This window comes from Pseudodesulfovibrio karagichevae (assembly GCF_041414475.1).
GTDB lineage: Bacteria > Desulfobacterota > Desulfovibrionia > Desulfovibrionales > Desulfovibrionaceae > Pseudodesulfovibrio > Pseudodesulfovibrio karagichevae.
This window is the reverse complement of sequence record NZ_JBGLYH010000081.1, coordinates 1-14,265: the sequence shown is the minus strand read 5'-3', so window position 1 is coordinate 14,265 and position 14,265 is coordinate 1. Positions and strand designations below refer to the sequence as shown.

Here is a 14,265-nt window from a genome sequence, read left to right as displayed (position 1 = left end):
GCAAGGACGGCAGGATATTCCTGGACGAGTACCAGGTGTCCATGGACGAATTGGAGGACCACCTGAAACGGCTGGTGGCCGGGCAGAAGAAGCAGCTCTTCCTGCGCGCGGACAAGGAGGTCCCGTATGGCACCGTGGTCCAGGTCATGGGCGAGATCAAGGCCGCGGGCATCGACAAGCTCGGCATCGTGGCCGAAGAGCCGCGCGACCGGAACAGGAAGTAAGGGGAAGCGGGGCGGCATGCAGCGGGCACTGAGTTGGGCACTCTCCATTCTCTTCCACGCCGTGGCGGCGGTGGCGCTGCTCAATTCCGTGAGCCTGCCGCCCCTGACGCCCGAGAAACTCATGGAGGTGAACCTGACCCAGGTCCCGGAGCCGCAGCCGATCATCCCCATGCCCGCCCCCCCGCCCGCGCCCGAACCCGAGGCCGCGAAGGAGTGCCCGGACGTGCTCCCGGCCCCCGCGCCCCTGCCCATGGACAAGACCGTGGTCCTGGACGACGCTCCCCCGCCCGAGGCCCCGCCGCAGCCCGCGCCCGAGGCGGAACCCGCACCGCCGCCCGAGCCCGACGTGATCGAGATCAGCCCGTCCAAGACCCTGCCGCCCGCGCCCGACCACGCGTCCGAACCCGCGTCCGAAGAGGACCTGGCCGAGGACGGCCTGCCCAAGAAGATCTACGTGCGCAAGGACGGCACCGTGCACCGGGGGGCCGAAGCCCGCTTCGGCCGGGCCATGATGGGCGACTATTTTTCCTACTCCGCCAAGGAGTTCGCCGGCCAGTTCCGAGCCAAGGACGACCGGATCATATCCATCATCGACGCCCGCAACACCAAGTACGGGCGCTTCCTGATCTACGACTCCAAGAACAAGACCCTGCGCCGCCTGAAGCAGGCCTTCGGCAAGTACGTCTACACCATCGGCCCGTCCGTGTACGCGGACGAGCCGGTCACGGGCTCGGTCACCTTCCTGGCCAAGGACGACCGCATCGAGCGGTTCATCCTGGTCACGGACGACGACCGCATCGCCCACTACCCGGTCAAGGTGCACGTGCGCGAGGAAGAGGTCGCCTTTGAAGGCCCCACCGGGCGGATCGAGGCCAGGTTCTCCCGCCCGCCCTACGACGAGGGCCACGCGGGCGTGGTGGTCGTCCACGGCCCCGAGTGCGCGGACCCCGGCATGGTCCAGGCCTTCACCCGGACCCTGTCCATGCACGGCCTGGCGGCCCTGACCTTCACCCCGCGCGGATGCGGGCTCGAGACGCCCTCTCTGGCGGGCTCCGGCGAACTGGCCGAGGACACCCTGTCCGCCTTCGATTTCCTCGCGGCCCATCCGTCCATCGGCGCGGACAAGGGCGGAATCTGGGGCTCGGGGCCGGGCGTGCCCGCAGCCATCCGGGCCGCCGGACAGGCTTCCCCCCGTTTCCTGGTCTGCATGCTCACCGACGCGCTCGACCCGGCCGCCGTGCCGGACCGCGCCGCACTCGCCAGGCTGGACCTGCCCGTATTCTGGCTGGTCACCGGCCGGGAGACGGCCAAGTGGCGGCCCCTGATCGCCACCCTCGAGAACCTGCGCGACAGGCAAAAGCGCGCCTTCACCATCGTGATCGCCCCGGCCAAGACCAGCCGGGAAGTGCTCCAGGCCGAAGGCGGACGCTCCTCCTGGGTGGAGCAGGTGGCCGACGACCACGCCTCCCTGGCCGTGTCCTGGATCAACGGCCTCAAGTAGCCCCGCGAACCGCGCGGCCGGGGCGCACGCCTTCCATTCGGCCAGTAAATACGTTATGGTGCATCACCGTAGTGGACCATGCCCGTCACTTTCACCAGCCGGACGCCCTGTGAAGATCGACCGCGACCCGCTTGAACGCCCTGATCCCGAAGCCTGCAAACGGCTGATCGACGGCGATCCCGCCCTGTTCAGGCGGCTGGTCGAGGCGTCGGGCATGGCTATCTCCATCCATGACAAGACCCTCTTCCCCCTCTGGGGGAACCGGGCCTGGACCGAGCTCTGGGGGTATTCCCTCGAAGAGCTCCTGGACCTGCCCCAGGAACTGGCCATGCCCGAGGAGACCGTGGAGCTCTACTGGAAGAGCGTGCTGCCCGCGGTCAGCCAGGGCAAGCGGTGGCAGGGAGAGTACGTGATCCGGGCCAAGGACAACAACCTGCACACGGTCAAGGGGTGGTTCGACCCCATTGCCGACGCCTCCGGCGAAGTCACCTGCATCATCGCCATCAAGCAGGACCTGTCCGACCTCATCCGCATGCGCGAGGCCCTGGGCTCGGCTGAAAAGAGCCTGAACTTCATCTCCGACTGCACCAGCGACATCTTCTTCCGCCTGAACCTGCACACCGGGCTCTACGACTACCTCAGCCCCTCGGTGGAGCGGTTTTCCGGCTACACCGTCCGGGAATACCAGGAGTGCCCCATGCTCGTGCGCAAGATCGTGCACCCCGATTGGCACGGCTACCTGGACGAGGTCATGGCGGAGCTGCTGGTGGGCAAGGTGCGCGAGGAGCTGGAGTTCCAGTTCATCCACAAGTCGGGCGAAATCCACTGGGCCAGCCAGCGGCAGATCCTGCTCCGGGACAAGAACGGCGACCCACTGGCCGTGGAGGGCATCGCCACGGACATCACCGCGCGCAAGCAGGCCGAGGAGCGGCTGCGGGCCAGCGAGGAGAAGTTCCGTTTCCTGGCCGAGAACACCGCCGACGTCATCTGGACCATGGACGACGACTACCGTCTGGTCTACGCCACCCCGTCCATCAAGGACATCAGCGGCTTCACCCTGGAGGAGCTCCAGGGCCGCCCGTTCAGAAAGATGATCACCCGGTCGTCCATGGCCAAATTCGAGGAGGCCCTGGCCCGGCGCCGGGAGACCGAGGCCGGGGGGGACTACACCCTGATCAACAGCCTGGAGCTGGAGCACATCCACAAGGACGGGAGAATCTTCTGGGCCGAGACCATGATCAAGCGGCTGCTCGACGACAAGGGCCGTCCAAGAGGATTCCAGGGCGTGTCCCGGGACGTCACCCTGCGCCTGGAGGCCGGGGCCGCCATCATGGCCAGCGAGGCCCGCTTCCGCACCCTGTTCGAGGACTCCCCCATCTCCCTGTGGGAGGAGGACCTGACTAAGCTCAAGTTCTACTTCGACGAACTCAAGGAGCAGGGCGTCACCGATTTCCGCAAGTTCTTCTACGACAACCCCGAGGCGCTGGCCAAATGCGTTACCCTGGTCACCGTGGTGGACGTGAACAAGGCTACCCTGTCCCTGCTCGGCGCGACGAGCAAGGAGGACCTGTTCGGCAACCTGGACAAGGTCCTGACCGAGTCCTCCATGGCCGCCTTCGCCGAGGAGATGATCCTGCTGGCATCGGGCGGCCGGGAATACTGCGGCGAGATCACCAACCGCACCCTGAACGGCGACACCATCTGGGTCATGGTCCACTTCTTCGTGCCGGACGAATACAAGGACACCCTGTCCCGGGTCATCGTCTCCCTGCTGGACGTGACCCCCCGGCGGCGGGCCGAAGAGGCCCTCATGGACTCCGAGGAGCGCTACCGCATGCTGGCCGAGAACTCCCAGGAGGGCGTCATCGTCATGCAGAACGGCATGGCCCGCTACGTCAACGAGTCCATGATGCGCATCACCGGCTACTCGGCCAGGGAGCTCGAAGGGCTCGATTTCGTGGACATGGTCCACCCCGGCGACCAGGACGAGCACGCGCCGCAGTTCGCCCGCCTCGACTCCGGCGAGATGAACGAGTCCCTGGGCTCCTTCCGCATCCTGACCCGGAGCGGGGGGACCAAGTGGGTGAACATGAGCGTCAAGCCGATCATGTGGGGCGGCCGGGAGGCGCAGATGCTCATCCTGACCAACATCACCCGGTACAAGGCGCTGGAATCCGAACTGCTCATCGCCCACGCCCAGATGGAGAACCGGGTGCGCAAGCGGACCGCCGAGCTGTCCAAGGCCAACGTGCGGCTCAAGGCCGAGGCCGAGGAGCGGGGCAAGGCCCAGGAACGCATCCAGGCCCTGACCCAGCAGATCATCCGCGTGCAGGAGGACGAACGCCAGCGCATCTCCCGCGACCTGCACGACAACGTGGCCCAGGACCTTTCCTCCATCATGCTCAAGATGGAGACCCTGTTCGACGGCCTCCCGGACGCGGACCCGGAACTGGCCGAGCGGGGCGAGGCCGTGGCCGGCATCCTGCGCCACACCATCGCCTCGGTCCGCGAAATCGCCTACGGGCTGCGGCCTCCGGCCCTGGATCAGCTGGGATTGGTCCAGGCCCTGACCAACCTGTGCCACGATTCGGGAAACCGCTACGGCTTTGACGTTGACTTTTTTTCCACTGGAATTGAGAATATTTCCCTGGAGTTCGACGTGGAAATCAACCTCTACCGCATGGTTCAGGAAGCCGTCCGGAACATCTGCCGCCATGCCGGGGCGACCAAGGCGGTCATCCGCATGGTCAAAAGCCACCCGGACATCCTCATCCGCATCGAGGACAACGGCAGCGGATTTCCGATGCAGGAGAGCCTGGCCAAGGCCGACGCGGAAAAGCGCATGGGCCTGCGGAGCATGGAGGAGAGGGCCCGCCTCATCGGCGGTTCCATGGAGATCCAGACCCTGACCGGTACCGGCACACGCATACTTTTCAAGGTACCGATCGAAAGCGCGAGGAGACACGGCTAGTATGGGAGCGAACACCCTGGACATCATGATCGTCGACGACCACCCCCTCTTCAGGGAGGGCCTCAAAACCATCGTCAGCCGGGACGAGAACTTCGCGGTCTGCGCCGAAGCGGGCACCGGCCAGGACGGGGTGAACCTGGCCCGCACCCACAGGCCGGACATCGTCCTGGTGGACATCTCCATGCCCGACAAGAGCGGCATCCAGATGATCCGCGAACTCAAGGACGAACTGCCCCAGACCCGGTTCGTGATCATCTCCATGCACTCCGAGGCCGACTACATCGTCGAGGCCTTCCGGGCCGGGGCCACGGGCTACATCATCAAGGAATCCGCCGCCGGGCAGCTCATCAAGGGGCTGAACACCGTGGCCGGGGGCAACCTCTTCCTGGACAGCGCCCTGTCCCAGGAGGTGGTCTTCAAGCTGCTCCAGACCAAGAGCGACTCCCAGGACGGCAACGACGACCCCTACGCCACCCTGACCCCGCGCGAGCAGGAGGTCATGCGCATGCTCGCCGAGGGGCTGACCGCCAAGGGAGTGGCCGAACAGCTGTTCATCTCCCCCAAGACCGTGGAGAACCACCGCACCAACCTGATGAAGAAACTCGGGCTGAAAAGCTCCGTGGAACTCGTCCGCTACGCCGCCCGGCTGGGGCTCATCGACATCGAGACCTGGGCCATCTAGGGCCCTGCCGCAGCGCGGTTTGCAAGCAAAGAGCCCCCGGCGACCGAAGTTGCCGGGGGCTCTTTGTATGCAATGACTGACAAAACTATTGTGCTTCGATGGTGATCCGCTTGGGCTGGACCTTCTCCACCTTGGGCAGGAACAATTCCAGGACACCGTTCTCCAGGGAGGCCTTGATGCGCTCCCGGTCCACGATGTCGGAGATGGAGATGGCCCGCACGTATTCGCACGCGCCGAACTGCGATTCCACGGACTTCTCGCCCGGAACCGGGCACTGGCCCGAACGGCCCGTCACGGTCAGCTCGTCCTCTTCCAGGTCGATGGTCATGTCGCCCCTGCTCACGCCGGGCATATCCATGAAGATGTGGAACCCGTCCTCGCGCTCCAGGATGTCCGTGGCCGGACGGAAGCGGCTCAGTTCCTTGCCTTCCTCTTTCTTCGCGATCTCGCTCATGACACCCTCCTTAGGCAACGTCGATGCTGATGGTGCGCGGCTTGACTTCCGAGGACTTGGGCAGGGTCACGGTCAGCACCCCGTCCTTCATGGACGCGGTCACCTTGTCCCTGTCCACCGGCACGCCGATGTTGATAACTCTGTGAAAAACACCGCTCGGACGTTCCTGGCGATAGAATTTGCCTTCCGGGGCGGTGCGCTCGCCCTTGATGACCAGCGTCTTGTCGGTCAACGTCAGTTCCACGTCGTCGATGGCCACTCCGGGCACTTCCGCGCGGACGTAAATGTTCTCGTCGTCGTTGCTCAGATTGAGCGGGGGGTAGGCCAAACGCCGGTCGTCGCCCATGGGCGATCGAAGGATTTCCTCAAAGACACGATCCAGCCGGGACGGAAAATTGTAAAGCGTATTGAAATCGATAACCATGAACGGCACCTCCTTTTCGTTCGTTCGAAAACAAAAGTAGGCACGCTTTTTTGATCGTCAAGACGCCCTGTGGAAAATTTTTTTAGGGCTCCTGCTCGCGGCTAGGGAGCCCCGGAATGAAGAGAAAATGCTGCGGGATTCAGGGGCGCAAAAAAAGCCGCCCTGCACTCTATGAGTGCAGGGCGGCTTTTTTTGCAGGTAAACCGGTCGGCTAGTTCGAGCCGGTCCAGTCGCTTTCCGGGATGGCCTGGTCCACGAGCATGATGGGGATGTCGTCCTTGACCGGGTAGACCACCTTGCACTTGGGGCAGACCAGTCCGTCGCCGGCGGGCTTGGGCGTGAGTTCGCCCTTGCACTGCGGGCAGGCCAGGATATCGAGCAGTTCTTTCTTCAGGGTCATGGCGTTCTCCTTTTCAGTGGGAGCAGGATAGCCCCGGGCGCGGGGATTGGCAACCGCCGCGCTTTACCTCACGGCGCGGAGTCTGTACCTTTACGGACTGAACAACCTACAATCTTACGGGACAGCATACCCATGAGCATAGACCTGCACGCGCACACCACGGTTTCGGACGGGACCCTGACGCCCACGGAACTGGTCAAGCTGGCCAAGGAAAGCGGCCTCGACGCCATCGCGGTGACCGACCACGACACCTTCCAGGGCATCCCCGAGGCCCTGGAGGCCGGGAAGAAATACGGCATTGAGGTCATTCCGGGCGCGGAACTGAGCTTGGAATCCCCGGAAGGCGCGGGCTGGATCCACGTGGTCGCCCTGTGGCTGCCAAAGCAGGCGGACGAACTCCAGAAGGCCTTCGACTGGGTCATTGAGGGGCGCGCCAACCGCAACCACGAAATCGTGGCCAAGCTGCGCGCGCTGGGCGTGAACATCACCTACGAGGCCGTGGCCGCCCGCGCCTCGGGGACCGTCGGCCGCCCGCACTTCGCCCAGGAGCTCATGGCGCTCGGCGTGGTCTCGTCCATGGACGAGGCCTTCAAGGTCTGGGTCGGCGACAACGGCCGGGCCTACGTGCCCAAGCGCAAGCTCACGCCCGAAAAGGCGCTCTCCATCCTCAAGGACATCGGGGCCACCTCCATCCTGGCCCACCCGTTCGCCCTGCGGCTGAATTACAAGGAGACCGAAAAGGTCGTCCGCCGCCTCATGGACCTCGGCCTGGACGGCATGGAGGTCCTCTACTCCGAGCACTCCGAGGCCGACACCAAGGCCTTCGGCGAGATGGCCGACCGCCTGGGCCTGCTCCAGAGCGGCGGCTCGGATTTCCACGGGACCAACAAGCCGGACATCAAGCTCGGCGTGGGCCGGGGCAACCTGGACATCCCCAACGAGCTGCTGGACAAGATGAAGGCGGCCCGGCGGGCCAAGGGCCTGCCCGTCTAGCGCCTCCGCTTTCTCCTGGCGAAACGAACCCCCATCATGTAATCTGCGGCCATGCCCGACACCCCGTTCATCCCGGAACTGCTCGCCCCCGCGGGCGACATGGAAAAACTCGAGACCGCCATCCTCTACGGCGCGGACGCCGTCTACCTCGGCGGCGAAGGCCTCAACCTGCGCGCGGGCGCGGGCGGGTTCGACCGCCAAGCCCTGGAACTGGCCCTCTCCCGCGCCCACCAGGCCGGGGTCAAGGTCTACTACACCCTCAACGTCTACCCGCGCCAGTCGCACATGACCGCCGTGCGCGAGCAGATCGACACCCTGGGGGAACTCAAGCCCGACGCCATCATCGCCGCCGACCCCGGCGTCATCCGCCTGCTGCGCCGCGAACTGCCCGAAATCCCGGTACACATCTCCACCCAGGCCAACACCTCCAACGTGGAGGCCGTGCGCTTCTGGCGCGAGAACGGGGCCAAGCGCGTCAACGTGGCCCGCGAGCTGCGTTCCGCCGAGCTCGGCGAGATGCTCGACGCCTGCCGCAAACAGATGCCGACCATGGAGCTCGAGGTCTTCGTCCACGGGTCCATGTGCATGGCCGTGTCCGGCCGCTGCTACATGTCCGCCCTGCTCAACGACCGGCCCGGCAACCTCGGCCAGTGCTCCCACCCCTGCCGGTACGAATACCGGCCCGTGTCCATGACCTTCGAGGAACGCACCCGGCCCGGCGAAAAACTCTGGGAAATGCGCGAATACGAAAACCCCTTTGCCGAGGACTTCACCTTCGACGCGCCTGAGGAATTCGCCTTCTCCTCCCCGGACAACGACGGGCCCGCCCCCCAGCCCCCGGCCGACCGCGCCCTGTCCGCCGCGCTGGACACCGACAACTGGACCAAATTCTTCGCCGCCGAAGACCTCTGCCTGCTCCACTACCTCGAATGGTTCCGGCGCATGAAGGTTGCCTCCCTCAAACTCGAAGGCCGCACCAAGAGCTCCGCCTACCTCGCCCAGGTCGTGGACGCCTACAAGACCGCCCTGAACCACGCCGCCACCGGCCGGTTCCAGCCCGAACTCTACCTGTCCGAACTGGTCAACGCCGCCTCCCGCCCGCTGACCACCGGCTTCTTCGACCCGGCCAACCGGGGCGCCATCGCCCAACCGCCCGACCCGGCCGAAAAGCGCCCCGTGCTCGCCCGCATCCTCTCGCCCCTGGCCGCCGGACGCTGGCTCGTCCAGACCAAGGCGCGCTGGACCACCGCCGAACCCGTGGAAATCCTCGTGCCCGGCCTCATCCGGCCATACATCTCCGCCGAAGATTACGGCCTGGTCAACGAACTGGGCGAAGGCGTGGACACCTCCCACCCCGGCCAACGCGCCGTGTTCCTCTGCGACCACCCGGAAATCAAGACCGGCATGTTCATCAGAAAACCCTGGGATATGGACAAGCTCGACTAGACGGCCGTGGGGAATGCCTCCGGGCCTCCAGCCGTTGGCGAGTCTACGAGCCTTACGGATGAGGACAGCAGCGATCGGCTGGGGCGCTGCCCCAGACCCCGCCAGGGAACCTTTCGGAAAAAGGTTCCCTGGACCCTCCCAAACTTTTTGTGTGCCTTCGGCAAGGGTGCGCGAGGGCGGACGGCCAGGCTGTTTGATCGGGCGGCCGGTGTAGCTTGGTAAGACGTGTCCCGAAGTGTTCGCGCCGGACGTCCACGGGCCTCGGAGGGCCGCCCGGCGCGAACACTTCGGGACGGTTGCCAACGCCGCCCCCTCGTAATGGGGAACTCGAGTGAGTCGTTTAGCGGCGTTTTCTGACAGAGACATGAAGGGGCCCCATCTCTCGCGCTCTGCCTTTCCTCCAAAAAACACCCCGCGATTTCGGGCAGAAAAAACGGCGTGCTTCTGTTGCGAAGAAGCACGCCGTTCCATCCGTTTTTTCTGCCCGAAATCGCCAACCGGCACGGCGGAAGGCGTTCCTTGTCGGCCTTTCGCGACCGCATGTCTCCGAGCGCAGCGAGGCGATGGGGGTCCAGGGGGCCTTGCTCCCTGGCAGGTCCAGGACAGCGTCCTGGTCTCCCCGAAGGGGCCGCCGGAGGCCTCCCCTTACACCGCCTCCTCGCCCCCGCTTTCCTTCCCGCCGTACAGCGCATAGTACCCGCTCGGGACCACGACCAGCGTGAACAACGTCGACGCCACCAGGCCGAATATCAACGCCCAGGCCAGGCCGGAGAAGATGGGGTCCAGGGTGATGGGCCAGGCGCCGAGGGCGGTGGTCAGGGCGGTGAGCACGATGGGGCGCATGCGCACGGCGCCGGACTGGACGATGGCCTGTTTGAGGGGCACGCCGTCCTTGACCTCGGACTGGATGAACTCGATGAGCACGAGCGAGTTGCGGATGACGATGCCGCCCAGCGCGATCATGCCGATCATGGAGGTGGCGGTGAAGAAGACCGGGTCGCCGAACCCGCCGACCGTGGAGCCCGCCACGAGGTTGAGCAGCCAGAATCCGGGCAGTATGCCGAGCAGGGTCAGCGGGATGGCGGACATGATCAGGGTGGGCATGACGAACGAGCCGGTCTGGCCCACGAGCAGGATGAAGATGCCGACCAGGGCGGCGGCAAAGGCGATGCCGAGGTCGCGGAACACGTCCAGGGTGATCTTCCATTCGCCCTCGCCCGCCCACTCGGTGGTCAGGCCGGGTTGCAGGGGGTCCTTCCTGAGCATGGACTGGAGGTCGATGACGGCCTCGCCGGGCGGGATGCCCGCGGTTTCGGCGTAGACGTAGGCCACGCGCCTGAGGTTCTTGTGGTAGATGGGCTGTTCGGCCGGGACCTTGCGGAAGGAGCCGAGTTCGGCCAGGGGGACCATGGCCCCGGAGGCGGTCTTCATGCGCAGTTCGCCCAGGCTGTCCGGGCCGGTGCGCAGGCCGACGGGCAGGACCAGGCGCACGGGCAGCGGCTGGCGCTCGTTGGGCAGGTGCACGTTGGCCGGGACGGAGCCGGACAGGGCCATGCGCAGGGTATCGACCACGTCGGCGGTGGTCACGCCGTGCAGGGCGGCCTTTTCCTTGTCCAGGACGAAGTCGTACATGGTCCGGTCGGTCTCGGACGAGTCGTCCAGGTCCACCAGGCCGGGCAGGGTGGACATGACCGATTCCACGTGGCGCGCCCCCTGGATGAGGGAGCGGTAGTCCATGCCGGGCCTGCCGTATATCTCGGCGGTCAGGGTGGCGATGACCGGCGGGCCGGGCGGGGTTTCGACGAGCTTCATACGAACAAAGTTGCGATCCGCGATGGCCTGGAGGTCGTTGCGCAGCCGCAGGCCGATGGCGTGGGACTGCATGGCCCGTTCGGACTTGTCCTTGAGGTTGACGCGGATGTCCGCGAGGTTGGGCTGTTCGCGCCAGTAGTAGTGGCGGACCATGCCGTTGAAGTCCATGGGCGAGGGCGCGCCCGCGTAGGTCACGAAGTCGGTCACCTCGGGCACGGTGCGCAGGTACGCCTCGAAGTCGCGCACGGCGCGGTCGGTCCGCTCCAGGGTGGTCCCTTCGGGCATGTCCACGAGAATCTGGAATTCGTTCTTGTTGTCGAAGGGCAGCATCTTGAGCGGCACCAGGCGCATGAGCACCAGCCCGGCGCACAGGCCGAGCCCAGCCAGGATGGTGAAGAGCAGCAGCCAGCGGTTGCGGGCCTTGTCCAGGAACGGGGTGATGGCCGCGCCGTAGAAGCGCAGCAGCCGGGTTCCGACCTTCTTTTCGGGCTTGCCCTCCTCGGGCCGAGGTTTCTTTGGCTTGTGGTTGCGCAGCAGCAGATAGGCCATCCACGGGACTACGGTCAGGGCGGCCACGGTGGAGAAGGACACGGTCAGGGGCACGTTGGCGGCCATGGGGGCCATGTACGGGCCCATCATGCCGGTGATGAAGAAGAGCGGGGCGAATGAGACGATGATCGCCAGGGTGGACAGGATGACCGGGGGCAGGACCTCCTTGACGGCGGCCAGGGTGGCCTCGAGCGGGTCGCGCAGCCCCATGCGGATGTGCCGCTGGATGTTGTCCACGTTGGTGATGGGGTCGTCCACCACCAGGCCCAGCGAGAGGATGAGCGCGAACAGGGTCACCCGGTTGATGGTGTAGCCCATGAGATGGTTGACGAACAGGGCGAGCGAGAAGCTCATGGGCACGGCCAGGGCGACCACCAGGGCCTCGCGCCAGCCCAGGGTGAAGGCGAGCAGGGCGATGACCGTGATGATGGCGAAGAGCAGGGACGAGAGCAGGTCGTTGACCTTGGCGTGGGCGGTCTGGCCGTAGTCGCGGGTCACGGTCAGGGTCACGCCCTCGGGCAGGACGTCGCGTTCGAGCTCGTGGGCGCGCTTGATGACCGCGTCGGCCACGCCCACGGCGTTGACGCCCTTTTTCTTGGACAGGCCGATGGTCACGGCGGGCCTGGAGACGTTCTCGGGCTGCTTGCCGTGTTCGGTCATGTACAGGTCGGAGAAACCGATGCGCGAATAGCTGGTCGGCTCGGCCGGTCCGTCGATGACGTCGGCCACGTCGCGCAGGTAGACGGGCTTGTCGTCGAACACGCCGACCACCAGGGAGGCGGCGTCGTCAGCGGACAGCAGGAAGGACTCGCTGACCACCGGGGTGTCCTTGTCGTCGGCCATGAAATGCCCGGCGGCCAGGGAGCTGTCCGCGCCCTTGAGGGCCTTTGCGATCTCCTGGGGCGAGACGTGGAACCCGGCCATGCGGTCCGGGTGCAGCTCCACGCGCACCTCGCGCGAGCGGCCCGAGTACAGGCGCACCCTGGAAATATCCTCGACCTCGGCCAGCCGGTGGAAGAGCTCCTCGGCCATGCGCCGCAGGTCGAAATCGGTGTACCGGTCCTCAAACCCGTGGGCCGCGTGCAGGGTCAGGGTGACGATGGGCACGTCGTCGATCTCCACCGGCTTGACCACCCAGCCCGAGACCACGGACGGCACCAGGTCCTGGTTCTTCATGATCGTGTTGTACAGCTTGATGAGCGAGTCCTCGCGGTTCTCGCCCACGTAGAAGCGCACGGTCACGGCGGTCCGGTCCTTGCTGGACGTGGAGTAGACGTACTCCACCCCGTCGATCTGCCAGAGCAGCCGCTCCAGCGGCGTGGTCACGAGCTTCTCCACCTCTTCGGCGGACGCGCCCGGCACCTGAACCATGACGTCGGCCATGGGCACCACGATCTGCGGCTCCTCCTCGCGCGGGGTGACCAGGATGGCGGCCACGCCGACCAGGAGTGAGGCCAGGGCCAGGATGATGGACATCTGCGAGGTCAGGAAATAGCGGACAAAGGACGGCAGCAGTCCCTCGACCCTGGACGTGTCGGGCTGCATCAGAGGCCTCCCTCCGAGGACAGGCCCACGGTCTCGCCGCCGGACAGGCCGGACAGGATCTCGACCTTGCCGTCCACGGCCTGGCCTGTGCGCACGTAGACCGGCTGCCACGCGCCCTCGCTCTGGACCATGACGGTCTCGAGCTGGCCCACGCGGCGGACCGCCGCCTTGGGCACCAGCACGGTATCGCGCTCGCCAAGCGGGATCAACAGGCGGCCGAACATGCCGGGATACAAGCCGGGCCGGTCGGGCAGCCGGACCTTGACCAGGAAGGAGCGGGTCACGGGATCGGCCAGGGGCTCGATCTCCTGGACCACGCCGGTCAGCGGCGTCTTGTCGCTCAGGGCGGTGATGACCACGGACAGGGAGTCGCCGAGCCGGACGCGCCCGATGAGCGCCTCGCGGACCATGGCCTCCAGGTGCATGGCCCCGCTGGTGTGCAGAGTCAAAAGCTCCTTATTGGGGAAGGCCAGGTCGCCCGGCTCCACCAGCCGCTTGGCCACCTCGCCCGCCTCCTGGGCCGTGATGGTCGTGTAGCCCAGGTCGATCTCGGCCTCCTGGACCACCTTATCCGCCTCGCGCGCCTGGGATTCGGCCCCGGACACGCCCTGCTGGGCGCGGCTCAAGGCGGCCTTGGCCTGCAGATAGGCGGCCTCGGCCTTCTCCACTTCCTCGGCGGTGACCACCTTCTGCTCAAAGAGCTGGCTCATGCGCCGGTAGGTGGATTCGGACTTGGTGTACGCGGCCTGGGCCGAGGCCAGCACGTCGCGCGCCTGGGCCGTCTGGCTGCGGGCCGAGGCCAGGGCCTGGCGGGAGCGTTCCAGCCGGGTGTTGGAGGCGCGGCTGTCCAGGACCACCAGCTTGTCGCCCTTGGCCACCCGGTCGCCGGGCCGGACCAGCACGTCCAGCACCCGGCCCGTGACCTGGGCCTCCACCCGGATGTCGGTCTTGGCCTGGACCGTGCCCACCGCGTCGAACAGGCGCGGCAACACCGCGCGCTCGGCCACGGCCGTGGACGCGGGTTCGTACCCCGGCCCCTTCTTCACGGCCGCCGGAGGCTCCTGCCCGCAGGCGGCCAGGACCGCCGCGAGCATGACGATTGACAATATGTTCAAGATTATTTTTCGCATAACCAAATCTCTACCACACAACTCCGCACACCCGCCACGGTGAAGATGTATTTGCGGGAGCCTCCGGCGGCCGGGGGAAGGGGGAAAGGAAACCCTTTGGAAAGGGCTTTCCTTTCCCCCTTCCCCCGGACCCC

11 protein-coding genes are annotated in these 14,265 nt (G+C 66.1%); 6 read left to right on the top strand and 5 right to left on the bottom strand.

The window, feature by feature from the left end; all coding sequences use genetic code 11:
- The 4 genes from AB6M95_RS17850 to AB6M95_RS17835 all read left to right on the top strand — a co-directional run.
- On the top strand, window positions 1–224 hold a 224-nt coding region (locus AB6M95_RS17850), incomplete at its 5' end, for an ExbD/TolR family protein (protein ID WP_371388103.1).
- A 16-nt stretch (window positions 225–240) separates the two neighbouring features.
- Window positions 241–1,725: an alpha/beta hydrolase family protein gene (locus AB6M95_RS17845; protein WP_371388102.1), complete on the top strand. Its 1,485-nt coding sequence runs from the start codon at window positions 241–243 to the stop codon at window positions 1,723–1,725.
- Between the two features lie 109 nt (window positions 1,726–1,834).
- A complete protein-coding gene (locus AB6M95_RS17840) occupies window positions 1,835–4,696 on the top strand; it encodes a sensor histidine kinase (protein ID WP_371388101.1) in 2,862 nt (953 codons plus the stop codon).
- Between the two features lies 1 nt (window position 4,697).
- Complete coding sequence (locus tag AB6M95_RS17835) at window positions 4,698–5,378, top strand: response regulator (RefSeq protein ID WP_371388100.1); 681 nt, start codon at window positions 4,698–4,700, stop codon at window positions 5,376–5,378.
- A gap of 85 nt (window positions 5,379–5,463) precedes the next feature.
- On the opposite strand, the gene AB6M95_RS17830 is transcribed toward AB6M95_RS17835, so the two are convergent.
- The 3 genes from AB6M95_RS17830 to AB6M95_RS17820 form a co-directional block, all read right to left on the bottom strand.
- On the bottom strand, window positions 5,464–5,832 hold the full coding sequence (locus AB6M95_RS17830) for an Hsp20/alpha crystallin family protein (protein WP_371388099.1): 369 nt from the start codon (window positions 5,830–5,832) through the stop codon (window positions 5,464–5,466).
- A gap of 10 nt (window positions 5,833–5,842) precedes the next feature.
- The gene (locus AB6M95_RS17825) at window positions 5,843–6,256 is read right to left on the bottom strand and encodes an Hsp20/alpha crystallin family protein (protein WP_371388098.1); all 414 of its coding nucleotides are present in this window, start codon (window positions 6,254–6,256) and stop codon (window positions 5,843–5,845) included.
- A gap of 211 nt (window positions 6,257–6,467) precedes the next feature.
- Window positions 6,468–6,656, bottom strand: coding sequence for a Trm112 family protein (locus AB6M95_RS17820; RefSeq protein WP_371388097.1), 189 nt, complete (start codon window positions 6,654–6,656; stop codon window positions 6,468–6,470).
- A 132-nt stretch (window positions 6,657–6,788) separates the two neighbouring features.
- Here AB6M95_RS17820 and AB6M95_RS17815 point away from each other — a divergent pair, with 132 nt between their 5' ends.
- Window positions 6,789–7,649 (top strand): PHP domain-containing protein, encoded by an 861-nt coding sequence (locus AB6M95_RS17815; protein WP_371388096.1) that lies wholly within the window; start codon window positions 6,789–6,791, stop codon window positions 7,647–7,649.
- Window positions 7,650–7,700: 51 nt separating this feature from the next.
- Window positions 7,701–9,095 (top strand): peptidase U32 family protein, encoded by a 1,395-nt coding sequence (locus AB6M95_RS17810; protein WP_371388095.1) that lies wholly within the window; start codon window positions 7,701–7,703, stop codon window positions 9,093–9,095.
- Window positions 9,096–9,740: 645 nt separating this feature from the next.
- Here the strand turns inward: AB6M95_RS17810 and AB6M95_RS17805 are convergent.
- Both AB6M95_RS17805 and AB6M95_RS17800 read right to left on the bottom strand, forming a co-directional pair.
- On the bottom strand, window positions 9,741–13,001 hold the full coding sequence (locus tag AB6M95_RS17805) for an efflux RND transporter permease subunit (RefSeq protein WP_371388094.1): 3,261 nt from the start codon (window positions 12,999–13,001) through the stop codon (window positions 9,741–9,743).
- Window positions 13,001–14,116, bottom strand: a complete 1,116-nt coding sequence (locus AB6M95_RS17800) for an efflux RND transporter periplasmic adaptor subunit (RefSeq protein ID WP_371388093.1) — start codon at window positions 14,114–14,116, stop codon at window positions 13,001–13,003. The genes AB6M95_RS17805 and AB6M95_RS17800 overlap by 1 nt, the downstream gene beginning before the upstream one ends.
- Between the last annotated feature and the right edge of the window lie 149 nt (window positions 14,117–14,265).